Below are 23,099 nucleotides of genomic sequence, written 5' to 3'. Positions count from 1 at the left end.
ATTGGGGGACATTCCATACGTCCCCTAGTGCGTCCCTTATGTCCCCTATTCAGGTGGGATAGCGGAATATCTGTCCCCCTAATTCACACCTAAGTGCACCGAGAGTCGCAGCAGCCGACAACACGTGACAGCGAATCGGCGCGAAGGGCACACAGAGTCTGTGCTCGCGCGTTTCGCGGTCAAAATCAGAGTCTTTCCCTGCTTTGGCGCAAGGATGTCCCCACGGGGACAGGACGCTAAAACCGATGATATTTGTTTTTGCGTTTTTTGCAAATCCGGCGTAAATGGAAGTCGAGGTAGAAAAAGCGTCCAAATCGGGGCGCTCGCCATTCGAGGAGCAGTGAATGTACACCCATGAAGACCTTGCGGCGCTTCAGGCGCAATCTTTGAAGATGCAGAGCTGGATCCGGCAGCAGACCTTTTCACCAGAGATGGAAAAGACCCTTCGACGGTTCTCCAGTTGGGAAGTTGCCGAGCTGATATTCAAGGTGAACCAGTCCACCCTACGTGGACGACTGGCCGCTGATCCGAGCCTGCCTCAAGGGCATGTGGAGGAAGACGGGCGCCAGCGATGGTACTCGTTGGACGAAATCAACGAGCTGCGCCGCCGCATCAAGATCAACCGGAAATCGCTGATGCCGGGCCGGCCTGCGGGTAAGCGCGCAATCCGGGTCGCCATTTCGAACTTCAAGGGCGGAGCCGGAAAATCGACGGTTGCTTTGCACTTTGCCCATGCCGCCGCGCTGGATGGCTATCGTGTGCTCTGTGTGGACTTTGATCCGCAGGCGACACTGTCGCACTCCATGGGGTTGTCGGACGTGGCAGAGGATTACACGGTCTGGGGGATCATGGCACGGGACCTGGTGCGCGAGACGGAGCGCATGAATGCCTCGGTGCGCGGGGCTGAAAGTGGATCTGCCCTGCCCGAGCGGCGACTGCCCTCCTCCATCACGGGCATGGGGCTGCAGGATCTGAGGATTTCCGACTTTGTCAAACCGACCAGCTGGCCAACGATCGATGTGATCCCGTCCTGCGCGAACGCCGCCTTTGTCGAATTTGCATCCGCGCAATACCGCCATCTCAATCCGGAGTGGTCTTTCTTTGCAGCCGTGTCGCGGTATCTCGATCAGCTTCCGAGTGATGACTACGACATGATGATTTTCGACTGTCCGCCGGCTATCGGTTACCAGTCGATGAACGCGGTTTTTGCTGCCGATATGCTCTATGTCCCCTCCGGCCCCGGGTACTGGGAATATGATTCCACGACGTCTTTCATCGGTCAGCTTTCCGAAGCGCTGGAAGACCTGTCTGCCTTCAATGGCGTTGTCCCCACGGGGACGTTCAATCTGCCGAAGGTGTTCCAGGATGTGCGCTTCCTGTTGACGCGTTATGAATCCGGGAATGATCTTCATCGTGCCATGCGGTCCGCATTTATGAAAGTGTTCGGAGATCGCATGACCGAACACCCGATCGAGATGACCCGTGCGGTAGAGCAATCCGGACGGTTCCTCAGTTCGATCTATGAGATCGACTATCGGGATATGACGCGGGAAACGTGGCGCCGCGCGCGTGTCTCCTTTGACAAAGCCTATGAAGAATTTCGTGGCAATGTCCTCGAGGCCTGGGAGAAATTGGAGGATGAGGCATGAGCAAGCGCAGAGTCTTTGATATCGATTTCCCGGATGAACCGGCTGTCCCCGCGGGGACGGAGAAGGCTGATGCCGAGGATGCGGGCCCTTCCCTGGATCACCGCCGCGGTCCGATGGCCAAGGCGATTTCCGAAAATGCCGAAGCCTTGCGCGCGCGTGCCGAGGTCGAACAGACCATTCGCGCCGAGAACGACAGGCTCGCACATGAGTTCGTGCGCCTGAAGAAGCTCGGGCTTGTGGTTGATCGGATCCCGCTCGACCAAATCAAGGTCACCAAGCTGACGCGGGACAGGTCGGCCAAAATCGATCCTGAACTGGCAGAGCTGAAAGAGTCCATTCGTACCATCGGGCTTTCGAACCCAATTCGGGTGGAGGAAGACGGCGATGGGTATCAGCTGGTTCAGGGGTTTCGCCGTATGTCGGCCTATCGTGAACTGCTTCAGGAAACCGGCGATGAAGAGTTTGCAGCGATCCCGGCTGGCCTGGTCGCGCGCGGTGAAACGCTGCAAGGGCTCTACCGGCGCATGGTCGACGAGAACCTCGTGCGTCGGGACATTTCCTTTGCCGAAATGGCGCAGTTGGCCGTGTCCTACTGTGAAGACCCAGAGACCGAGGTCCCGGATCTGGATGCTGCGGTTGCGACGCTTTATGCATCGGCCGGGCGCCAGAAACGGGTTTATATTCGCAACTTTGCAGAGTTGCTTGATCTGTTGGGGGCGGAGCTGCGCTTCCCGGAGGCGATCTCTCGAAACCTGGGGCTGGATCTGCGGCGCGCTCTGTTGGCGGATGAGGTCGCCTGCGCAGAGCTACGGAGCCGCCTTCGCGTCGCTGCCGCTGAATCCCACGACGATGAACTGGAGGTTCTGAAGACATGGTTGGCGGGCCGCGGCCAAGGAGCTGGGCGTACTGCAAGTTCAGGGCAAACCACTGATGGGGCGGCGAAGGCGGCGCCGGGCGGGCAGGCCAAGACCACATTGCGATGCACTGTCCCCGCGGGGACAGTGCGGTGTCAGGCCCGCAATGGTCGAATTGAAATGGCGATGGAGCGTGACTTCTCGGGCGTAGATCAACGCAAGCTGGAGGCGGCGATCCACGCGTTCTTTGCGGAACTGGAAGAGTAGGTCCCGGCTCTGCACGCTATGATTGGCGCTGTCCCCGCGGGGACAGCGCCTTTTTTTAGTTTAGTACCTTGAACTCGATGCGGCGGTTCTTGGCGCGATTTTCAAGGGTATTGTTGTCGACAAGCGGGCTGGTTTCACCATATCCAACGGGGACCAACCGGGATTGTGCCGCGCCTTTGGAGATCAGGTATTTGGCGACAGCCACAGCCCTCTGTCGGCTCAGCTCGAGGTTCCAGGCCGCTTTGCCCCAAGAATCTGTGTGTCCTCCGACCTCGACTTTCATGTCCGGGCATCGGTTCACGACATCTGCCAGCACATCAAGAAACGCACTGGCATCGTCGGTGATGGCCGCCGTATTCGGCGGGAAGTTCAGGCTGCGGCTTTGCGACAGAATCTCGAAGCGGCCGACGCATTCCTCTCGATTGAAGGTGCCAGGGGTTTCCAGCGCAGCGCTCTTGCCAGCCGAGGGGGCGTCTATCGTGGCAACCTCGGTGTCCGTTCCCGTGCGGGTAAAAGTCAGGTCGAGGCTGACGATCCCAACCGGTGTGATGGTGACATTGGCAGCTTCTTCAAGTTTCGCCAGCCCGCCCAGTAGATCAAAATCGGCGAGGGACAGAATGATCGGCTGAACCGTTGCGACGTTCACGGTATTGTCGTCCAGCAATGTCACCGCAACAGGAGCCGTGACATTGGCTTCTACCCCGTGCAGCGTGAGAGCTACCGACAAGTCGATGGTCTTTCTCCGCATCTCTGCAAGATTGGCCACCTGCTCTGCCGCAAGCGATGTTTCGATCACGGCCTCGCTATGCTTGAATGTTTCAAAGAACAGAAACCGCATGCGGACGTTGCGGAGGTCGATTTTGGTGTCCACCGAATCCAGGGCAACAGAGATTTTGGCTGTCCCCGTGGGGTCAATTGCTCCGGAGAACGACGCAAAACCACTGTATTCCGCAATTGTCCCTTTTTTGATGGACAGGAAGCCGATGTTCGACTGATCGGTCTGCAGTCGCCACCCGCCGGCAAAGGGATTGGCTGTCGCGAGGATGGGAGAGAATAGAAAAGTAAATAAAAACAATAGGTAAAGGCGTTTTTTCATGCCTGGGGTTCCTTTGGTCTGGCGCTGCGGAGCATCCTGATGGCCAGTGTAGCATTTCCAGCGCAGTGAGCTAACAGCACAATGCGCGCCGTGTGGTCTCGAATTGCAAACACATGTAAATTACACGTTGAGAAAAGCGTGCCATACTGGTCTTGCCCACCGTCCCGAGCATTCAGGGGTGGGCGACTGATCCCGTGGCCAAACCGAAAGATACCCGTGATTCCTCGACGTCTGAACCTGCCGATGTGGCTCCTTGCAGCGACAACCCTGTGGCTCATCCTTTGGGCTGGCCTTTTGCACGCCGCGGACCGTATGGCGCTGGTTGTCGGGAATTCGGCCTATGGTTCGGTGACGGCATTGGAAAACCCCGTCCACGATGCAGAGCTGATAGCGGACTCGCTTGAGGAACTGGGCTTTGAGGTGACGCTGATCACCGATGCAACTCAGGTGGAGTTGAAGCGGGGCATTGCGCAATTCGGGCGTGCGCTTCGTGCCAAGGATGAAAGCGCCGTCGGCCTGTTTTACTACGCAGGCCATGGGGTGCAGAGCTTTGGCAACAATTACCTGCTGCCGGTGGATGTGGCGCTGAGTGATGCGGCGGATCTAGATCTCGTGGCCGTCGAGGCGCAATCCGTCCTGCGTCAGATGGCATCGGCCCGAAACGCCACCAACATCGTGATCCTCGATGCGTGCCGCAACAACCCTTTTGTGAGCGTCGCTGACCTGAATGACAATGGTCTGGCAGAGATGCAGGCCCCAACGGGGACCTTTCTTGCCTATGCGACGGCACCCGGTGCGGTGGCGCTTGATGGTGTCGAGGGCAATAGCCCGTTCACAGAAGCGCTGGCGCGGGAGATGACCGTCGCCAATCAGCCAATCGAACAGGTGCTGAAGCAGGTGCGCCGGTCCGTTCTGGAGGCGACCGACGGTCGCCAGACGCCTTGGGACAGCAGCTCGCTTGTCAGTGATTTTGTGTTCAACAGAGTTTCGTTCGGGGCCGAGCCACGCTCCAACGCGGCGATTGCCGAGCGTGAGCTTTGGAACCTCGCGCGGGAAAGCCGCGATGCGGTTCAGTTGATGCTCTTCCTGCGGTCCTATGGGAAGAGCCCCTATGCAGCCGATGCGCGCGCCTTGCTGGCGGAGATCTCGCATCGGTCAAACACGAATGAGGCAGCTCAGGGCAGCCATCCGATAACGGATGAAACGGCGATGTTCGAAGCGGCGCATAACGAGGCTGGTACAGCGGCCCTCGAAGCTTATCTCCAGGCCTTTCCGGATGGGCGGTATCAGGAACTTGCAGAGGTCGAGCTTGCGGCGCGCCAAACCGGCGCAGGTGCCGATCTTGATCTTGGCGGTGTTCCAGCTGTGACCACAAGCCTGATGGATGAGCCGTTGTCCGAGCAGATCGAGACAGGTCCTATTTCCTTTACCAGTGCGCTCAAGAGCGACCTGGAGCAGGTCAATGGGCTGACGCTTGAGCATCTGGTGCAACAATCTCCGCTCTTTCCGCCGGTGGCCGGTTTGCCCGAGGAATACTGGAAGGAGCAAAGCTGTAGCAATTGCCACAACTGGACGCGCGATGCGCTGTGCACACAGGCGCGGACCTATCTGACGGCCGACCTTCAGCGCTCCCTTTCAAAGCAGCATCCTTTCGGCGGCGTGATGAAGCGGGCACTGCGGAGCTGGGCGACGGGCGACTGCGACTGACGCGCGTGGTCAGGGCGCTTGCGTGACCACAAGGAAATATACCCATTCGCCTTTGAAATCAGCATGTTGTGCGCGGGCGGCGGCAATGGCGCTCTTCAGGTCGGATAGATACGGCGATGCGGGTTCTGAGAGCGGTCGCAGAGCGGTATCCGGGTGGAGCGGGTGTGAGCTGGCAAAGGCAACGACGATTTCCTGACCATAGGGTGGCCCAACCGTGATCTGCAAACCGGTGTCCGCTGCGGCGCGCGCGCCCACATGGAGCTGTTCGGCAGGGGGGATCAACGTCAGCGGGGCGTATGCATTTGGCCTTAGATGAATGACGTTTCCGGTGGCGTCGAAATAGTCGACGTACACGTAGGCCGGATAGTCGGGTGCGGTGAGGTTGAAATAGAGCTGTTGCCCACCAGAGAAGGTCAGGGCACGTGCATAGGTGTCCTGTCCAATCAGACGTGGATCCGTTGTCTGATCCGTGCTTTGCGGCAGGCCAAGATCCGAGATGGCAGAAAGCGCGCCGCATTGTGGTGGTGGCAGGATACGAAGACTGTCCGATACCGCGATGTCGCTCCCCATTTGTGCCTGCAAAGCGTTGAGGATCTTGGGACGCAATGCGCCATCGGGGATGTGCCCGGTGGCATTCAAGGTGGCAGTCTCCGGATCGAATGCGAGTTGCACCCGCGCGCAGGGCAGGGCGGCGAGTTGCGCGGCCAGACCGTCCCGGACCACCTGATCCGCAGGGCCGGGGGCCTGAAAGGCGCGAAATGCGGCCAAGGATTGCGGATCGACATCACCAGAGGAGGTGCCCACAAACGCCAGTTCGGCGGTGATCTTCTCGGAGTTGGCTTGTGCGGCAGGCCGAGAGGATGCCACCTCGGATGCGGGAAGTGTCGCGATGGATTGCCCGGATTGAGCAAGAGCTTCCAGATCGGGGGCAGGGATCAATGTGGCATCCAGCCTGGCAGCCGGTTGGTCTGATGCGTGCAGGGACACTGCGGCAGGTGTCTCCGCCGGTGTTTTTTCCGTCCGCACCTCTTGAACGTCGGCGAGCGGCTGCGCGTTGGGGTGGGGCGCCGCAGACAGTTCAGGTGTGGCGATATCCTCGGTGGCGCGCACTGCTTCCGCTGAGGGGATTGCAGACGCGGCTTCGGTGCGGTGCGGAACGACCGTATCAAGCGGCGTGGCCTGCAATGAGCCCGAGGTCACTCCCTCTTGGGGGGCATCTTGCGATGAGAGCCGCGTCGGAGCACCGGTGCTGGATGCAAGCAAGGAGCTGGGAGGCGCACTCGCCGACAATTGCGCGCCCTGCGGCGTGGGTGTGGCCACGGAAGGCGCCTCGATCTCGACAGCCTCGGCCCGGCGTCTGGGGAGCGGGCCTGCGCCCACCGGGCTTGAACTCTGTTCGGCCGGGTCAAGGGGAGCACCGATTGCGTCAGAGGGGGAGGCGCTGCTGCGTGGCACGCTGTGCGCAGTGATCTGAAGCTCGGTCGGTGTTTCGGAATGATGCCGGGGGGGGGCGGGGTGCAGGCTGAGCAATATAAGCGCAATCAACGCCGTGTTCGCAGCCACCGAGCCCAAAAGCCCAACGCTCCACACAAGGGGCGTATACCCAGGTGGGTTATGCTGTTCGGCGAGTGTCACCTGACTGTCGCGCCGCTTGGCGTGACGATCAGAACGATGTCATCAAAACCCTGGGCCTCGGCCACTGACAAGAGGGGCAAGACATGTCGCAAGCTGGCCTCGCGATGGGCATTGATCCGCAGTCGTAGGTCGTCAGAGCTGTCCTGCAGTGTGGCGAGCGCCTTTGCCACCGCGGCCTGATCGACCGGCTCACCATTCAGGGCCAAGGCGCCGTGTTCCGAAACCGAGAGTGTTGCGCCGCCGGAGGGCAGGCTGGCGGCGCTGGAGATCACCGGTGGCGCAACGTCAAAGGGCGCGGTCGCATCCATACGCCCGATCAGCATGAAGAACACCAACAGAAAGAACACCACATCGATCAGGGCTGTAATGGGCTCGCCACGGGCGCCGCTTGCGGGGCGATCAAGCTTCATTTTGCACCTCCAGGCGCAGGATCTGAACCTGCCGAACATCTGCTTGGGCGACCGTCTCGAGAACCGAAACCAAGGATTGCGTGCTTGCAGCGGCGGAGGGCAGGATCAGCACCCGAAGCGTATCCGGTCGCGCGGTGAAGTCCTGCAGGTTTTCCTGCAACTGACCCAGCGCCACATACCGGTTCCCGATCCTGACGCGGCCATCGGCGGACAGCCGGATCAAGACCACCTCGGGATCAGCGCCGGCCGAAACGCCGGATGGAGGGGTCGGATTTCGCACCGGCAACATGTTCAGGTTCAGATACGTCGATGTCACCATAAAGAAAACCAGCAGGATCAACAGAACGTCGATCATGGGCACCAGAGAGATCAGACTGGTTGCGCGTGCGGGCCGGTTCAGTTTCATGGGGCTTCGCGTGTGGCGTCTCCTGCGGGCTGGGTGGCCTCTTCGGCAAGTAGAAACTGACCGATGCTGCGCTCGATGCTCTGGGCGACCCGTTCAATGCGTGCGGAGTACAAACCCGCTGCGATGGCGGCGGGGATCGCCACCAGAAGACCGGCGGCGGTGGTCAGCAATGCCTGCCATATACCCCCAGCAAGAAGCGCTGCATTGGCTGCGCCCTCTGCGAGTTCAAGTTCCTGGAAACTCTGGATCATTCCCAGCACGGTGCCGAGTAGCCCAAGCAGGGGGGAGATCATGGCGGTAATCTCCAGTATCCTGAGACGGTGTGCGAGGGTCAGAAGCTCTGCGCTGCCTCTGCGCTCAAGCTCCGATTGCAGCAGGGCAGGACGCAGGCGCTCCAGGGTACCCGACATCGCAAAGCTCAGAACGCGATCTGCCGGCGTTTGAGTTCCGATCATTCGGAGCGCATCGGGTTTCTCGTTCTTGCGCCAGCGCGAGATCGCGTCGCGCCGCGTGTCTTCCCCCGAGAGGACCGAGCGCAATTCGATACCCTTGGCGATGATGATGGTCAGTGACAGCAAAGACAGCATGGCGAGAACCAACAGGATTGGTGCGCCGGTGCCGACGTTTTCCAGCAGGCGCTCCATATCTATTTCACCAAACGCGTGTCTGAGCGGGAGGCCAGATCCAGGATCGAGAAGCAGTCCATCTCCTCCTCGTTTTGAGGCTGGCAGGCGGTCATGTCATGGAGCAGTACCTCGGAGATGTCGGTGCAACTCAGGTCCGGAATTTCGAATAGCTTGAGCGTGGTGCGCGCCACGGGCAATGGCGCAGCGTCGATGGACAGCAACCGATCAATGACCCCGCGCGCGTCTAGGACGGCCAGGGACATCTCAAAGCCTGCAAAGCTCTTTCCTGTTTCATTGCGGAACAAGAAAAAGGCACGGCAACCGCCGCCTTCGATGCTCTCGGTCTTGTTGAGCTCGACCAAGAGCCGGCCGCTGTCGGCAAGCACCGGTCCCGAAAGCGCAATCGAGATAGCGACGAGGAGGGCAGGAAGAGGGCTTCGCATTCTGGATCTCCGACGTTGGATTGGGCGTGTTCAGAAGGGGAGGGCAGGTGGTTCAGATTGCAGCACCGAGCGCGGCTTCGATGCGGTCCATGACCTCGCGCGCCTTGTCATGATCCCGCTGCTTCAGGAGTCGGGCGGCGACGCGAAGCGCTCGATCCAGCTTTTCCCGCTTGCCGCCGGCAACCTGCCCCATCGAGGTGCGCAACTTCTTCGCACGCTTCAGGTCCGCGCCAAGCGGGCGGGTTTGGCGTTCGCGATCGGCGCGTTTCATACTGCTGTCGGCATCCTCGCGGTCCGCACCGATGCGGGCAACCGCCTGTTCGATCATGGTGATCAGCGTTTGCGCGTCTTCCAGCTTGCCTGCGTTGATCAGGCTGAGCGCTTTGGACAGCCCGCGCTTCAGTTTGCGCTCAAGCGGACCGGGGGCCTGAACGATTTTTGGTTTGATTCGCTTTGCGCGTGCCAGCAGCGGTTTGACCAGCTTGGGGTCGATTCCCGGGGTGTCCACATCGTCAAGTGCCGTTACATCAGCGTCATTTTTGCTCTTTTCCGGTTTGAGGCTATCCAGCAGATTGCCACCGTCATCGCGAAACAGCACATTCACTTTGGGTTTATTGGCGCGCAGGAACCGTTTAAGGTTTGTGACCGCCTTCGCGGGGGCCTGCTCACAGATCATTTCCATCTCGTCAGAGCGGACGACGAATGTCCCCCAAGTCATTGGCGGTCCACCGCCTTCCTTCTTCAGCAGTGGCCGGAGCTTCTCGGGTTTGCTGCCTGGCTGGATCAGCAACAGCGGATCATTCTTGCCATCCAGGCAAAAGGCGAAACTCGTGCGCCGCTTGGCTCCCTCGCGCACCAGGGTCCTCATATCGCCGCCCTCGATACGCGTCGGTTGCATGGCTGACCCTCCTGAACCTTTCAAAACAATTGACATTGAGCATTCGGCAAGGCTCACTTTGCGTCAAGTTATTGTTTTGTTGCGCGGTATTATCCGTTGCGGCAGGCGTGGGAATGCTTCACAATTCCGACAGAACAAAAAAGCGCTTTGCTGACGGGGGTAGTGCAAAATGGATGTGAGCATCCTGTTGCAATCCAAGGGGGATGATGCCCCCAGCGGATCCGATCCGGAGTATGATCCGGACTTTACGGAAATGGAACTTGCGGCCCAACCGGGTGAAGAAACGGTTATTGGTGATCAGGTCACGCCGGCGACCGACCCCGACTATCGAGAAGTTCAGAACAAGGCTTTGGCCGTTCTTGAGCGGGCCCACGACCTGCGTGCAGCTGTTTTCCTTTCTGACGCAATTCTTCAATCGGAAGGGGTGCAGGGCTTTGCCGATGTCACCACCCTGATGCGGGGGATGCTCGAAGAGTTCTGGGACACCTGCCACCCGATGCTGGATGAGGACGATGGCGATCCCACCATGCGGGTGAATGCGGTGCAGGACATCTGCGGGCAACCTGATGGCATGGGCGGGCCGTCGCCGGTCTACCGCTCGCTGCGCCGGGCGGCGTTGACCGAGAGCCGGGGCTTTGGGCGGTTCTCGATGCGGGATATCGAAATCGCGGAAGGCCTCATCGCGGCGCCGGCACATATGGATCACATTCCGGATACGGCGACGATCAGTGCGGCCTTCCAGGATTCGGATGACGATGTCCTCAATGCACGTTTTTCCGCAATCGAGACGATCGAAGCGAATATTCGGGCGATCTCGGCTGTTTTCGATGAGCAGACGCCGGGGCAGGGGCCAGAGTTGGACCCGCTCCTGAAGCTCTTGAGGCAGATGACGCAAAAGATGCGATCTTATGGTAGCATGGGAGAAACGGAACAGACGACCCCGACGGAAGATGAGACGGACGGCGCGGATGTCGTTGCGGCCCCATCGCGCCCCGTTGGTGGTGGTGCGCCCGGCGCGATCAATTCGCCGACCGATGTGGCAAACACGATCGACCGGATCATCGCCTATTACAAGCGCGAGGAACCCTCGAGCCCACTGCCGCTGCTTCTGGAGCGTGCCAAGCGCCTGGTGGGGGCCGATTTCCTGACCATTATAAATGATATGGCGCCACGCGGTTTGGAGAATGTTCATCTGGTTGGCGGCATCGAAGACGAAGACGATTGATAGAAACCCATTTCCGAATTGGCGCGACGGAACCTTTTTCCAGCGCCGTACAAGAAGTGACGATCGAGGAGGCCTAGATGGCAGACAGTTCCCAGAAGTTCATCGCGCGCAATCGTGCGCCGCGCGTTCAGATTGAATATGACGTCGAGCTCTACGGCGCCGAAAAGAAGGTTCAGCTGCCATTCGTAATGGGTGTGATGAGCGATCTGGTCGGGAAGTCGGAGGTCGAACAGCCGGCAATTGCGGATCGCAAGTTCCTCGAAATCGACGTGGACAATTTCGATGATCGCATGAAGTCGATGGCGCCCCGTGCGGCTTTCACGGTGCCAAACACCCTGACGGGGGAAGGCAACCTGGCGGTCGACATCACCTTCGAGAGCATGGATGATTTCAAGCCGGCCGCAATCGCTGCAAAAGTAGAACCTTTGCGCGAACTCCTTGAAGCGCGCACCCAGCTTTCCAATCTTATGACATATATGGATGGTAAGACCGGGGCCGAGGATCTGATTTCCAAGATCATTCAGGACCCGTCGCTGTTGAAGACTTTGGCCGCGCAGCCCGCCCCCGGTGGCGCTGACGACGCTGGCGAATAAATTTTAGGGAGGGACAGATATGGCTGAACAAGATCTTCAGACAGAAGCCGCCGAGGGCGCTTCCGCCTTTGGTTCCAGCGAATTCGCCAGCCTCCTGCAAAAGGAGTTCCGGCCGAAATCCGACCAGGCCAAGACCGCCGTGGAATCCGCGGTCAAGACGCTGGCCGAACAGGCACTGGCCAACACCAACCTGGTGTCCGACGATGCGCTCCGCTCGATCGAGAGCATCGTGGCCGAGATTGACAAAAAACTCACCGAGCAGGTCAACCTGATCCTGCACAACGAAGAGTTCCAGCAGCTTGAAAGCGCCTGGCGCGGTCTGCACTATCTGGTGAACAACACCGAGACCGACGAGATGCTGAAGATCCGGGTGATGCCGGTCTCCAAGAAAGAGCTCTCCAAGACCCTGAAAAAGTTCAAGGGCACCGCCTGGGACCAGTCGCCGATCTTCAAAAAGATCTACACCGAGGAATTCAGCCAGTTGGGGGGTGAGCCCTATGGCAGCCTGGTGGCGGATTTTCACTTCGATCATTCGCCCGTCGATATCGAGCTTCTGGGTGAGATGTCCAAGATCGCTGCGGCCGCCCATGCGCCGCTGATCACCGGGGCCAAGCCGACGCTGTTCCAGATGGACAGCTGGTCGGAACTGTCCAATCCGCGCGATCTGACCAAGATTTTCCAGACCCCGGAATATGCGGCCTGGCGGAGCTTGCGCGATAGCGAGGATGCCAAATATGTCGGTCTCGCGATGCCGCGGTTCCTTGGACGTCTGCCTTACGGCTCTCAGACAGATCCGGTGGAAGAATTTGCCTTCGAAGAAGACACCGAGGGCGCCGACAGCAACAAATACGGCTGGGTCAATGCCGCTTACGGCATGGCGACCAACATCACCCGTTCGTTCAAGAGCTATGGCTGGTGTTCGCGCATCCGCGGCGTTGAAAGCGGCGGCACGCTCGAAGGGCTGCCCTCGCATACCTTCCCGACCACCGATGGTGGCGTGGACCAGAAATGCCCGACCGAAATCGCGATCGATGACCGCCGCGAAGCGGAACTGGCCAAGAACGGCATGATGCCGCTGATCCACCGCAAGAACACCGATGTGGCGACCTTCATCGGCGCGCAGTCCCTGCACAAGCCCGCCGAATACGACGACCCCGATGCCACCGCCAACGCGAACCTCGGGGCGCGTCTGCCGTATCTTTTCGCAACCTGCCGCTTTGCGCATTATCTGAAGTGCATGGTTCGCGACAAGGTTGGCTCTTTCAAGAGCCGTCAGGACATGGAGTCCTGGCTTCAGGATTGGATCAACAATTACGTTGATTTCAATGCCGACATCTCCTCGGAGTCGGAGAAGGCGCGCAAGCCGCTTGCTTCGGCCGAAGTGGTTGTCGAAGAGGTCGAAGGCAACCCGGGCTATTACAGCTCGAAGTTCTTCCTGCGTCCTCACTACCAACTGGAAGGCCTGTCAGTATCTTTGAGACTGGTTTCCAAACTGCCGTCCGAGAAGGGTGGCTGATTTTAGAACCCCGATTTCAACGTCACTCGAAAATAACTTCGAACTCGAAAACATCTGATCTGAAAGGAATGAACAATGGCTGCGAACATGTTCGTTAATATCTCCGACATCCCCGGCGACGCGACCGAGAAGGGCCACGACAAGTGGATCGTGATCCAGTCGCTGAGCTGGAATGTCGAGCGCGCCGTCGAAATGTCCGACCTTGGCTCCACCCAGCGTGGTCACGCGAACTCCAACTTCGGCAAGATCGAAGTCACCTCGCAGATGGGGATCGCCTCCAACAAGCTGGCGACCTCCGTGGCCAACGGCACCGTGCGTCCGGAAATCAAGCTGCATATGTGCCGTTCGGGCGAAAGCGCCTCTGCCGGTCTCGAAGCCTACTCGATCTGGACCCTCAAGGACGTGGTGATCGACAGCTATTCGATCTCCGGCTCCGAGGACGGCATCCCGGAAGAGACCTGGACCATGGCCTATGCCGCGATCGAGCATGAGTACAAGTCCACCGACCAGAAGACCGCGAAGCTCAAGACCGAAAATACCTTCAAGTGGAACGTTCAGACCGGCCAGGTCGAATAATTCCCGCACCTTGCGTGTTATCAAAGTCCCGGGCGCTGAAGTGCCCGGGACTGACAGTAATAGATTTCTTATAGAATTTCAGGGGGAAGCGCTTCGTGTCCATGACAGCACAAGAGCATCTAAAGGCGGGTGACCCGGCGGCGGCTCTGGCCGCATTGCAGGATGAGGTCCGCAAGGATCCTTCCAACGCCAAGCTGCGCATCTTCCTGTTCCAGCTTCTTTGCGTGCTTGGGGACTGGAAGCGTGCCGTCACCCAGCTGAAGTTGTCAGCCGATATGGACAGTGCAGCGACCACCATGGCGCAGGCCTATCGCGAGGCAATCATCTGCGAGGTCTACCGCGATAAGGTCTTCAAGGGAGAGAAGGAGCCGCTGATCTTCGGTGAGCCGGAGGAATGGCTGGCCTTGCTGATCCAGGCGCAAAAAGCCCTCGCGGCGGGGAAGCCCGAACAAGCGGCAGAGACACGTGCCAAAGCCTTTGACGCCGCGCCTGCAATAGGTGGCACGTTAAACGAAAAGCGGTTCGACTGGATTGCGGATGCCGATATGCGCTTGGGGCCGGTGCTGGAGGTGATCGTCAACGGACGCTATTTCTGGATGCCGTTTTCCAAGATCGACACGCTGGAGCTGGAAGAGCCTGCGGATTTGCGCGATGCGGTCTGGATGGCCGGAACCTTGACGCCCAAGGACGGCGGGGCCTTGGCGGTATTGGTGCCGACCCGGTATCCGGGATCTGCCGAGGCGGGGGGGCTGACGGCGCTTGCGCGGTCGACCGATTGGGTTGATCTCGGCGCGGAGTCTTTCGGTGGGCTTGGGCAACGCGTTCTTGCCACAGACCAGGATGACGTTGCCTTGATGGATCTGCGTCTGCTGAAAATGGACGGGAGCACGTCCGGCGATGGCTGATAAGACCCTCGCAGAGCGCTTGCAGCCGTCCCTCCTGGATCGGCTCACAGATGATGCGCCCAGCGAGCGGAAGGAAACCCGCGACTCTCGGGTCATTGACGTGGTGCGCTTGCGGGAAATCATCCAGCGAGATTTGTCCTGGCTGTTGAACACACAGAATGGTGGCCATTTTATCGACGAGGAGCGTTTCCCGTCGGTGTCACGTTCGGTGCTGAACTACGGGCTGCATGAGGTGACGGGGGAGTTCACCGCAAAGGAAAAGATGCGGGAAATCCGTGATTCCATACGCGGCGCAATCCAGGCCTATGAACCCAGAATTATTGATGGCTCGGTCGATGTCACGCTGGTGGATGCAGAAGACACGACGCAGATGACCGTCGCCTTGGAGATCCGGGCGGACATGTGGGCGCAACCCATGCCGCTGGAACTCTATCTGCGTTCGAAGGTCGATCTCACAACGGGCGAAGTCCACATGGACCGGAGGGGTTAACGTGGATACGCGGTTACTTGAGCACTACGAGACGGAACTGAATTACCTGCGCGACATGGGGGCAGAGTTTGCGGCCGCCTATCCAAAGATCGCGTCGCGCCTCGGCATGGAAGGGGTCGAGGTGCTCGATCCCTATGTCGAGCGTTTGCTGGAGGGCGTTGCCTTCCTGTCGGCCCGGGTGCAATTGGAGTTGCAGCTGCAATACCCCAATTTCACGTCCAACCTGCTCGAGATCATCTATCCACACTACTTGGCCCCGACCCCGTCGATGATGATTGCGCGGCTGGAGCCGGATATTTCCAACTCTGCGGTGAAGGCGGGATACAAGCTGTCGCGTGGGACAACCATGCGCTCCGGATTGACCGACGGTATCCAGACTGCGGTTGAGTTTCGTACCGCGGCGGATCTGACACTCTGGCCCATCGAAATTGCAGAAGCGCAGTATATCGATGGCCGTGGTGAACTTGTCGCCGCCGGGGTCGCGCAGGGCTATGACGCACGCGCGGGCATTCGGCTGCGGTTGCGCCGCAAGGATGGTGAACCGATCCGCGAGTTGGATATGGATCATCTCAGCCTCTATCTGACCAATGCCGCAGGCAACAGCTGGCCTTTGCTCGAACTGCTGTGCACGCAAGTGTCCGGGCTTGTGGGGCGCAGCACGGATCGACGCGATGATTGGCAAATGCCATTGCGTCAGGGCGCAGTCCGGCAAACCGGGTTCTCGCCGGACGAAGCACTGCTGCCGGTGCCGCGCCGCGTGTTTGATGGCTATCGCCTGTTGCAGGAGTATTTTGCGCTTCCTGAACGGTTCCGCTTTGTCGAGTTGACCGGGTTGAAGCCGGCTCTTCAACGGGCCAAGGGCGCGGATGTGGATGTGTATATCCTGCTGCGCGAGGGCATGAAGAATATCGAGCAGATCATTATGCCCGATGTCTTTGAACCGCATGCTGTTCCTGCAGTGAATCTGTTCGAGAAACGGTGCGACCGGGTGCGGGTCCTGTCCAAGGACACAGAGCACCACGTGATCCCGAACCGCACCGCCGGGCTCGATTATGAAATTTACGCGCTGAAATCGGTGACCGGCATCAGCGGTGACGGCGAGGATGATGTCACGTTTCGGCCGTTCTATTCAGCCACGGATCTGACCGCCGCCGGGGAGGGGCACCCGGCCTATTATACCCTGAAGCGCAAGATGCGGCAGCGTTCCGAGAAGGAGCGGCTGCGTGGTGTGCGATCTTCCTACCTCGGGTCCGAGGCCTACTTGACATTGGTTGACAGGGCGCAAGCCCCTTACAGCGCCGGATTGGAACAGCTAGCGGTGACCGCGTTGTGTACCAATCGTGACTTGCCGATGCTGCTGGCGACAGGGAACGAGGATGTCTTTCATTTGCCGGATGGCGGGCCGGTCAAGAAGATATCCCTGCCGGTATCGCCAACCCGTCCGCATCCGACGCTGGCTCAGGGCGACACGGCCTGGCGATTGATCTCGCATCTGAGCCTCAACTATCTGTCGATTGCTGAAAGTGACACCGGGCATTCGGCCGCCGCCCTGCGCGAACTGATCGGGCTTTATGCGCCGTTGGGCAATCGGGTCACGGAAAAGCAGCTGGAAGGTATCTTGTCGGTGTCCACCCGGCCGATCGTCCGGCGTATGAGTGACGAAGTCCTGTCGACGGCCGTGCGGGGCATCGAGGTGTCGCTGGGCTTTGACGAAAGCTATTTCGAAGGTACCAATATCTATGCCCTTGGGGCCGTGCTGGAGCGCTTTTTTCGTGGCTATGCCAGCATCAACTCCTTTACCGAAACCGTCCTGACAACGGAAAAACGCGGGGAAATTGCCCGATGGCGACCAGAGAAAGGTCTCGGTTGCACGCTGTGACCCGGGATCAACACACCCTGTTCGACAACCTTGTCGACTCACCCCAGGAGCATCACCTGTTCCAGGCGTTGCGCGTGCTTGAGGCGCATTTCGGGGATCATCCGCGCCTTGGCGAAAGCCGGCGGCCACGCCATGATGCGCTGCGCCTTGGACAAGAGGCCGAACTGGCGTTTCCCCCGTCGACGATCGCCGATTTCAAACCCGGAAGCGCCACAGGGCCCGCGCGCCTGACAAACCGGTTCTTCGGCCTGTTCGGGCCCTCCGGGCCTTTGCCGCTGCATTTGACGGAATATGCGCGCGACCGCAAACGCAACCATCGGGACCCAACCATGGTGGCGTTTGCTGATATGCTGACGCACCGTTTGTTGAGCCTGTTGTATCGTGCCTGGTCCCAGGGTTCGCCCGCAGTGAGTTTTGACAGAGGTGACGACCCGATCGCGCGCAAGGTGGCGGCGCTTGCCGGATACCATGGTGACCACCTGCAGGGGCGCGATGCGATGCCGGACATGGCGCGGCTGCATTATGCCGGTCATCTCGGTCAACAGGCGCGCAACCCCGAAGGGTTGGTTTCGATCCTGTCCTCCTTCCTCGGCGTCGAAGTGAAGCTGGAGGAGTTCGTCGGATCCTGGCTCGAACTGGAACCCGATGACCGCTGGCAACTGGGCTCGGGGGCGCTTGGGAAAACCACGTCGATCGGTGACAAGGTCTGGAGCCGTTCAGCGAAATTCAGACTCCGGATCGGCCCCTTGTCGTTACCGGATTACGAAAGGCTGCTCCCGGGGGGAGAGAGCCTCAAACGCGTGCGCGCCATCGTCCGGTCCTATGTCGGTGATTGCCTTGATTGGGACGTGAACCTTATCCTCGATGGCGAAGAGGTGCCGCGTGCCAGCCTCGGCGGGACCACGCGCCTGGGGCATACGAGCTGGGTGCGTACCCGCCCGGACCCGGACGCAACGCGTCCGGATGCAGATGATTTATACCTGTACCCCGCGCACGGCGGCGCAGGGCAAGACAGCTCGACAGAGGGAAGGACCTGATATGACCGAGATCAGCCGTGTAGCGCTTTTTGGCAAGCTCAACAAACTGGGATATCAGGCTGTCGAGAGCGCGACCGTCTTCTGCAAGATGCGCGGGAACCCTTATGTGGAGCTGGTGCATTGGCTGCATCAGCTGTTGGCGCAGCAGGACAGTGATATTCACCGTATCATTGCCCATTATGACCTTGATACCGGAAAGATCGCGACAGAATTGACACGGGCGCTGGATCAGTTGCCGCGTGGCGCGTCGACGATTTCCGATCTGTCCGATCATCTCATGGATGCGATGGAGCGCGGTTGGGTCTGGGGATCGCTGTTGTACTCGGCGAGCCAGGTGCGCTCCGGCCATCTTCTGCTGGGGATGCTCAAGACGCCAGCGCTGCGCAATATTCTCAGTACAATGTCGCCGGAGCTGGCGCGCATCGGAGCAGATGATCTTGCGGACAATTTTGCGGTGGCCACTGATGGATCGCCCGAGGAGAGGCTGACCGCGCAAGACGGCTCCAACGTCGGTGGGGGGGCGGAACCCGGTGAAGCCTCTGCGGCCATGGCGCCGGGTGCCATGGGGCAAGGCGAAGCGTTGGAGCAATTCTGCACCGACCTGACCGCCCAGGCCAAGGCCGGCGAAATCGATCCGATCGTTGGCCGGGACGAGGAAATCCGTCAGATCGTCGACATTCTGATGCGGCGACGTCAGAACAACCCGATCCTCACCGGGGAGGCCGGCGTCGGCAAAACCGCTGTTGTCGAGGGCTTTGCGCTCAGAATTGCGCGCGGCGACGTACCGCCGGCATTGCAGGACGTGCGCTTGCTGGTCCTCGATGTGGGGTTGTTGCAGGCCGGTGCCAGCATGAAGGGCGAGTTTGAAAACCGACTGCGCCAGGTGATCGACGAGGTTCAGGCTAGTCCGACCCCGATCGTGATGTTCGTAGATGAAACCCACACGCTGGTCGGGGCAGGCGGGGCCGCCGGCACCGGCGATGCGGCGAACCTGCTGAAACCTGCTCTGGCCCGCGGCACCCTGCGGACGATCGGTGCAACCACCTGGGCAGAATACAAGAAGTACATTGAGAAGGATCCGGCGCTCACCCGCCGCTTCCAGGTGGTGAAGGTGGAAGAGCCGTCGATCCCAAAGGCGGTGCTGATGATGCGTGGCATTGCCTCGATGCTGGAGAAACACCACCGGGTGCAGGTTCTGGACGAGGGGATCGAGGCCGCGGTGTCTCTGTCGGCGCGCTATATCCCGGCCCGCCAGTTGCCGGATAAGTCGGTGAGCCTTCTGGATACGGCCTGTGCCCGGGTTGCGGTCAGCCAGCATGCGGTCCCGGCAGAAGTGGATGACAGCCAGCGCCGGATCGAGGCGCTGACCACCGAACTGGAGATCATCGGTCGGGACGAGACCGCAGGCTATGAGGTTGCGGAGCGCCGCGAGGCGGTGACTGCCGCCAAGGTTGCAGAGGAAGAGCGCCTGTCTGACTTGACCGCCCAGTGGGACCGGGAGAAAGCCTGCGTGGACGCAATTCTTGACCTGCGCGCCAAACTCCGGGAGGGCGCCGCGCCCGTCGATACCGAGCAGGTGTCTGGAGACGACGGAGACACGGGCGCGAGCGAAGCCGGCGACAGCCCGCTGAGCGACGAGGCGCGCGCCGGGTTGATGGCAGAGCTCAAGGCGAAGAACGCCGAATTGGTCAGCCTGCAAGGCGACCGCCCGCTGATGTTGCCGATCGTCGATCAGCAGGCCGTGGCCTCGGTGGTTGGTGACTGGACCGGCATTCCTGTGGGCCGCATGGTGAAGGACGAGATCCAGACCATTCTCAGTCTGGAAGAACACCTTGCCAAACGCGTGATCGGTCAGGATCACGCGATGAAAATGATCGCCAAGCGGATCCAGACCAGCCGTGCCGGGCTGGACAATCCCAACAAACCCATCGGTGTGTTCATGCTTGCCGGTACGTCTGGCGTGGGTAAGACGGAGACCGCGCTGGCGCTGGCCGAAGTCATGTATGGGGGCGAACAGAATGTCATCACCATCAACATGTCCGAATATCAAGAGGCCCATACCGTCAGCAGTCTGAAAGGGGCACCTCCCGGCTATGTCGGCTATGGCGAGGGGGGCGTGCTGACCGAGGCTGTCCGGCGCAAACCCTATTCCGTGGTCCTGCTTGACGAGGTCGAGAAAGCGCACCCCGATGTGCACGAAATCTTCTTCCAGGTCTTTGACAAGGGGGTGATGGAAGATGGCGAAGGTCGCATCATCGACTTCAAGAACACATTGATCCTGCTGACGACCAACGCCGGGTCCGACATGGTGATGGACATGTGTTCCGATCCGGACCTGCTGCCCGATCCGGAAGGTCTGGCAAAGGCGCTGCGTGATCCCTTGCTGAAGGTCTTCCCTCCCGCGCTTCTGGGGCGAATGGTGACAATCCCTTATTATCCGCTGACGCCCGACATGATTGCGGAGATCACCAAACTTCAGTTGGGCCGTATTCAAAAGCGGGTCGAAGACAGCCACGGCGTGCCCTTCAACTACTCTGACGCTGTCGTCGATGCGATTGTCGAGCGGTGCCAGGAACTTGAAAGCGGTGGTCGCATGATCGATGCGATCGTGACCAATTCCATGTTGCCGGATATTTCGAACGAGTTTCTACGTCGCCTGATGGAAGGGCAGGAAGTTAAGCGGGTTGCGATCGAAGTGGAGGGCGGTGACTTCACCTACAGTTTCGATTGAAGACACCCGGCGGGGGGCGACGGATGCAGACGCCGCCTCACACGGCCGGGACCATAAGAGCCGCGTGCCGCCAGGAGGCGACGGCGGTGTGATTTAAACGGGCTCCATACCGACAAGGCAAGGAGCCCTCCGGTTAAACCGGAAAAGGCAACAACCGCGCGGGCGGTTGCCCCCGAAGCGGGTGCGCAGAAGAGCTTGGGAGACAGGAACCGTGTCAGACATGACCGCCAATCCGACATTTGGAAGCCGCGCCTGGGCGCAGGTCGTGATCGAGCGGCCGAGCGTTACCAATGCCATTCTCGGGGTGATCATCTTCAATGCGATAACCCTCGGCCTTGGCACCTCAAAGGTGGTGCAGGCCCACGTGGGCGAGCTGCTTGATATAATCGACAATGTGGTGCTGGCGATCTTTATCGTCGAACTCGCGATGAAGCTCTACGCCTACGGATTGCGGTTCTTTTCCTCGGCGTGGAACGTCTTTGACCTTGTGGTGGTTGCGCTGGGTCTGTTGCCGGATCGGCAGGGGCTCTCTGCTCTGCGTGGGTTGCGGGTCCTGCGTGCGATGCGACTGTTGTCGGTGATCCCGCAGATGCGAGCGGTGGTGCAGGCATTGCTGGACGCGTTGCCGGGGATGGGTGCCGTCATCGTGATGATCTCCATCGTCTTTTACATTTTCGCGGTCATGGCGACGTTGATGTATGGCGCGGCGTTTCCGGAATGGTTTGGCACGCTTGGGCGCTCTTTGTATTCGCTGTTCCAGATCATGACGCTGGAGAGTTGGTCGATGGGAATCGTCCGACCGGTGATGGAGGTGTATCCAACAGCATGGGCGTTTTTTGTTCCCTTTATTGTGGTGACCGCGTTTTCCGTGCTGAACCTGTTCATCGGTCTTCTGGTGAACACGATGCAATCGGCTGTGGAAGAAGAGACCGAGGCAGAAATTCACAAACTACGCGATCTGGTTAAGTCGGAAACAGACGTCGTCGATGGGCACGTTGTGGAACTTCGCGATGAAATCCGCGCCCTGAGAGCGGAAGTTGCGGCACTCACGCAGGAGCGCAAAGATGACTGATAGCGCGCAGAAGTTCATCGCCCGCAACCGGGCCCCCCGGGTTCAGATCGAATACGATGTGGAACTCTATGGCGCCGAGAAAAAGGTTCAATTGCCCTTTGTGATGGGCGTCATGGCAGACCTGGTGGGGAAATCGAATACGCCGCAGCCTGCCATAGCGGATCGGAAATTCCTGGAGATTGACGCCGACAGTTTTGATGAACGCATGCGGTCGATGGCGCCGCGCGCCGCTTTCACCGTGCCCAACACGCTCACGGGGGAGGGGACGCTGGCCGTCGATCTCACATTCGAGAGCATGACCGATTTCACACCGGGGGCGGTCGCGGCAAAGGTAGATGCCTTGCGGCCGTTGCTGGAGGCGCGCCAGCAGCTTGAACAACTCATGACGTATATGGATGGCAAGGCCGGTGCCGAAGAGCTGATCGAAACGGTTCTGCGGTCACCGAGTCTGTTGTCGTCATTGGCGGGGCAGGGGGCAGGGCCCGATGCGGAGGCTGATGCAGCCCTTCAAAGCCTGCGCGATGCGCAACCGGCCTCTGCGCCGGAGGAACCCGGGCACGAGGATGTTCTGACGCAGTTGGCTGCCCAGGCGCCCGAGGACGCGGGCACGGAGGATGCAGCCACAGATGTATTGGCGGATCTGCGTGCGGCAGCACCGACCGAGGAACCTGTGCCAGATGCCACCGACAGCGCTCTGTCTTCTCTGGCTGCCTCCGAGCCCGATGAGGTTCCGGCTAAGTCTGATCATGACGAAACCCTGTCGCGCCTGGCTGCGGCAGCGCCCTCCCTGCCTGAGCAGGAGGACCAGCGCGGCTCCGTTCTACAATCGCTTTCGGAGCAGGCACCGGAGGAGGTCAGCGCGGACACAGCTGTCGACGATGCTCTGGGCACACTCGCGGCCCAAACACCGTTCGAGGCGGACGATCAGGATGATTCCGAAGCCGTCCTAGACGCACTTTCTGCACAAGAACCCACCTCTGCCGCGCCCGAGCCTGATGGTTCAGAGCAGGTGCTGGCAGGTCTTGCGGATGCTGAGGATCCCGAGCCCCCGCGCGCTGTGGATGTAGAGGAGGTGCTTCAGAGC

The 23,099-nt window shown here is 59.9% G+C and carries 20 protein-coding genes and 1 pseudogene; 14 read left to right on the top strand and 7 right to left on the bottom strand.

Annotated elements, in window-relative coordinates; genetic code table 11:
- Positions 1-344: 344 nt before the first annotated feature.
- Both MHM88_RS16290 and MHM88_RS16285 read left to right on the top strand, forming a co-directional pair.
- The gene (locus MHM88_RS16290) at positions 345-1,649 is read left to right on the top strand and encodes an AAA family ATPase (RefSeq protein WP_239324305.1); all 1,305 of its coding nucleotides are present in this window, start codon (positions 345-347) and stop codon (positions 1,647-1,649) included.
- A complete protein-coding gene (locus MHM88_RS16285) occupies positions 1,646-2,770 on the top strand; it encodes a ParB N-terminal domain-containing protein (RefSeq protein ID WP_239367529.1) in 1,125 nt (374 codons plus the stop codon). Before MHM88_RS16290 ends, MHM88_RS16285 begins: the two co-directional genes overlap by 4 nt.
- A gap of 55 nt (positions 2,771-2,825) precedes the next feature.
- On the opposite strand, the gene MHM88_RS16280 is transcribed toward MHM88_RS16285, so the two are convergent.
- Positions 2,826-3,866, bottom strand: coding sequence for an OmpA family protein (locus MHM88_RS16280; protein ID WP_239367527.1), 1,041 nt, complete (start codon positions 3,864-3,866; stop codon positions 2,826-2,828).
- A gap of 216 nt (positions 3,867-4,082) precedes the next feature.
- Here MHM88_RS16280 and MHM88_RS16275 point away from each other — a divergent pair, with 216 nt between their 5' ends.
- The gene (locus tag MHM88_RS16275; protein WP_239367525.1) at positions 4,083-5,573 is read left to right on the top strand and encodes a caspase family protein; all 1,491 of its coding nucleotides are present in this window, start codon (positions 4,083-4,085) and stop codon (positions 5,571-5,573) included.
- 9 nt (positions 5,574-5,582) lie between these two features.
- On the opposite strand, the gene MHM88_RS23220 is transcribed toward MHM88_RS16275, so the two are convergent.
- The 6 genes from MHM88_RS23220 to MHM88_RS16245 all read right to left on the bottom strand — a co-directional run bounded on the left by MHM88_RS23220 (position 5,583) and on the right by MHM88_RS16245 (position 10,048).
- The gene (locus MHM88_RS23220) at positions 5,583-6,773 is read right to left on the bottom strand and encodes a DUF4384 domain-containing protein (protein WP_239367523.1); all 1,191 of its coding nucleotides are present in this window, start codon (positions 6,771-6,773) and stop codon (positions 5,583-5,585) included.
- 431 nt (positions 6,774-7,204) lie between these two features.
- Entirely contained in the window at positions 7,205-7,618 is a 414-nt protein-coding gene (locus MHM88_RS16265) for a biopolymer transporter ExbD (RefSeq protein ID WP_239367521.1), read from the bottom strand.
- Entirely contained in the window at positions 7,608-8,024 is a 417-nt protein-coding gene (locus MHM88_RS16260; protein WP_239367519.1) for a biopolymer transporter ExbD, read from the bottom strand. The genes MHM88_RS16265 and MHM88_RS16260 overlap by 11 nt, the downstream gene beginning before the upstream one ends.
- Positions 8,021-8,668: a MotA/TolQ/ExbB proton channel family protein gene (locus MHM88_RS16255; protein ID WP_239367517.1), complete on the bottom strand. Its 648-nt coding sequence runs from the start codon at positions 8,666-8,668 to the stop codon at positions 8,021-8,023. Before MHM88_RS16255 ends, MHM88_RS16260 begins: the two co-directional genes overlap by 4 nt.
- 2 nt (positions 8,669-8,670) lie before the next feature.
- The gene (locus tag MHM88_RS16250; RefSeq protein ID WP_239367515.1) at positions 8,671-9,093 is read right to left on the bottom strand and encodes a hypothetical protein; all 423 of its coding nucleotides are present in this window, start codon (positions 9,091-9,093) and stop codon (positions 8,671-8,673) included.
- A gap of 52 nt (positions 9,094-9,145) precedes the next feature.
- The gene (locus tag MHM88_RS16245) at positions 9,146-10,048 is read right to left on the bottom strand and encodes a hypothetical protein (RefSeq protein WP_239367513.1); all 903 of its coding nucleotides are present in this window, start codon (positions 10,046-10,048) and stop codon (positions 9,146-9,148) included.
- Positions 10,049-10,160: 112 nt separating this feature from the next.
- Between MHM88_RS16245 and tssA the strand changes: the two genes are divergently transcribed.
- From tssA to tssB (MHM88_RS16190), 11 genes and pseudogenes are all read left to right on the top strand, one after another.
- A complete protein-coding gene (gene tssA / locus MHM88_RS16240; RefSeq protein ID WP_239324291.1) occupies positions 10,161-11,216 on the top strand; it encodes a type VI secretion system protein TssA in 1,056 nt (351 codons plus the stop codon).
- Positions 11,217-11,293: 77 nt separating this feature from the next.
- Positions 11,294-11,809 (top strand): type VI secretion system contractile sheath small subunit, encoded by a 516-nt coding sequence (gene tssB, locus MHM88_RS16235; protein WP_139663463.1) that lies wholly within the window; start codon positions 11,294-11,296, stop codon positions 11,807-11,809.
- Between the two features lie 19 nt (positions 11,810-11,828).
- The gene (tssC, locus tag MHM88_RS16230; protein ID WP_239324289.1) at positions 11,829-13,325 is read left to right on the top strand and encodes a type VI secretion system contractile sheath large subunit; all 1,497 of its coding nucleotides are present in this window, start codon (positions 11,829-11,831) and stop codon (positions 13,323-13,325) included.
- Positions 13,326-13,400: 75 nt separating this feature from the next.
- Positions 13,401-13,901: a type VI secretion system tube protein Hcp gene (locus MHM88_RS16225; RefSeq protein WP_239324287.1), complete on the top strand. Its 501-nt coding sequence runs from the start codon at positions 13,401-13,403 to the stop codon at positions 13,899-13,901.
- 101 nt (positions 13,902-14,002) lie between these two features.
- Complete coding sequence (locus MHM88_RS16220) at positions 14,003-14,806, top strand: type VI secretion system accessory protein TagJ (RefSeq protein ID WP_239367563.1); 804 nt, start codon at positions 14,003-14,005, stop codon at positions 14,804-14,806.
- Positions 14,799-15,296, top strand: coding sequence for a type VI secretion system baseplate subunit TssE (tssE, locus tag MHM88_RS16215; protein ID WP_239367511.1), 498 nt, complete (start codon positions 14,799-14,801; stop codon positions 15,294-15,296). Before MHM88_RS16220 ends, tssE begins: the two co-directional genes overlap by 8 nt.
- A 1-nt stretch (position 15,297) precedes the next feature.
- Positions 15,298-17,175 carry a type VI secretion system baseplate subunit TssF gene (gene tssF, locus MHM88_RS16210; protein WP_239367509.1) on the top strand — a complete coding sequence of 626 codons (1,878 nt, stop codon included), beginning with the start codon at positions 15,298-15,300 and terminating at the stop codon, positions 17,173-17,175.
- A complete protein-coding gene (gene tssG, locus MHM88_RS16205) occupies positions 17,139-18,212 on the top strand; it encodes a type VI secretion system baseplate subunit TssG (RefSeq protein WP_239367507.1) in 1,074 nt (357 codons plus the stop codon). The genes tssF and tssG overlap by 37 nt, the downstream gene beginning before the upstream one ends.
- Before the next feature lies 1 nt (position 18,213).
- Positions 18,214-20,943 carry a type VI secretion system ATPase TssH gene (tssH, locus tag MHM88_RS16200; protein ID WP_239367505.1) on the top strand — a complete coding sequence of 910 codons (2,730 nt, stop codon included), beginning with the start codon at positions 18,214-18,216 and terminating at the stop codon, positions 20,941-20,943.
- Between the two features lie 220 nt (positions 20,944-21,163).
- A complete protein-coding gene (locus tag MHM88_RS16195; RefSeq protein WP_239367561.1) occupies positions 21,164-22,015 on the top strand; it encodes an ion transporter in 852 nt (283 codons plus the stop codon).
- A pseudogene (gene tssB / locus MHM88_RS16190) lies at positions 22,008-22,487 on the top strand (type VI secretion system contractile sheath small subunit); the annotation flags it as partial. The gene MHM88_RS16195 and the pseudogene tssB (MHM88_RS16190), both read left to right, overlap by 8 nt.
- Positions 22,488-23,099 lie beyond the last annotated feature (612 nt).

This window comes from Epibacterium sp. MM17-32, assembly GCF_022348205.1.
Lineage (GTDB): Bacteria > Pseudomonadota > Alphaproteobacteria > Rhodobacterales > Rhodobacteraceae > Epibacterium.
This window is presented reverse-complemented; position numbering and strand designations above follow the sequence as displayed.

Bases quoted from the DNA above. Each gene is read 5' to 3' on its own strand.
- tssC (WP_239324289.1), top strand. From the start codon at position 11,829: ATGGCTGAACAAGATCTTCAGACAGAAGCCGCCGAGGGCGCTTCCGCC.
- MHM88_RS16280 (WP_239367527.1), bottom strand. From the start codon at position 3,866: ATGAAAAAACGCCTTTACCTATTGTTTTTATTTACTTTTCTATTCTCT.
- MHM88_RS16195 (WP_239367561.1), top strand. From the start codon at position 21,164: ATGACCGCCAATCCGACATTTGGAAGCCGCGCCTGGGCGCAGGTCGTG.
- MHM88_RS16260 (WP_239367519.1), bottom strand. From the start codon at position 8,024: ATGAAACTGAACCGGCCCGCACGCGCAACCAGTCTGATCTCTCTGGTG.
- MHM88_RS16220 (WP_239367563.1), top strand. From the start codon at position 14,003: ATGACAGCACAAGAGCATCTAAAGGCGGGTGACCCGGCGGCGGCTCTG.
- tssE (WP_239367511.1), top strand. From the start codon at position 14,799: ATGGCTGATAAGACCCTCGCAGAGCGCTTGCAGCCGTCCCTCCTGGAT.
- MHM88_RS16250 (WP_239367515.1), bottom strand. From the start codon at position 9,093: ATGCGAAGCCCTCTTCCTGCCCTCCTCGTCGCTATCTCGATTGCGCTT.
- MHM88_RS16290 (WP_239324305.1), top strand. From the start codon at position 345: ATGTACACCCATGAAGACCTTGCGGCGCTTCAGGCGCAATCTTTGAAG.
- tssH (WP_239367505.1), top strand. From the start codon at position 18,214: ATGACCGAGATCAGCCGTGTAGCGCTTTTTGGCAAGCTCAACAAACTG.
- MHM88_RS16255 (WP_239367517.1), bottom strand. From the start codon at position 8,668: ATGGAGCGCCTGCTGGAAAACGTCGGCACCGGCGCACCAATCCTGTTG.
- MHM88_RS16225 (WP_239324287.1), top strand. From the start codon at position 13,401: ATGGCTGCGAACATGTTCGTTAATATCTCCGACATCCCCGGCGACGCG.
- MHM88_RS16265 (WP_239367521.1), bottom strand. From the start codon at position 7,618: ATGAAGCTTGATCGCCCCGCAAGCGGCGCCCGTGGCGAGCCCATTACA.
- MHM88_RS16285 (WP_239367529.1), top strand. From the start codon at position 1,646: ATGAGCAAGCGCAGAGTCTTTGATATCGATTTCCCGGATGAACCGGCT.
- tssA (WP_239324291.1), top strand. From the start codon at position 10,161: ATGGATGTGAGCATCCTGTTGCAATCCAAGGGGGATGATGCCCCCAGC.
- tssG (WP_239367507.1), top strand. From the start codon at position 17,139: ATGGCGACCAGAGAAAGGTCTCGGTTGCACGCTGTGACCCGGGATCAA.
- tssB (WP_139663463.1), top strand. From the start codon at position 11,294: ATGGCAGACAGTTCCCAGAAGTTCATCGCGCGCAATCGTGCGCCGCGC.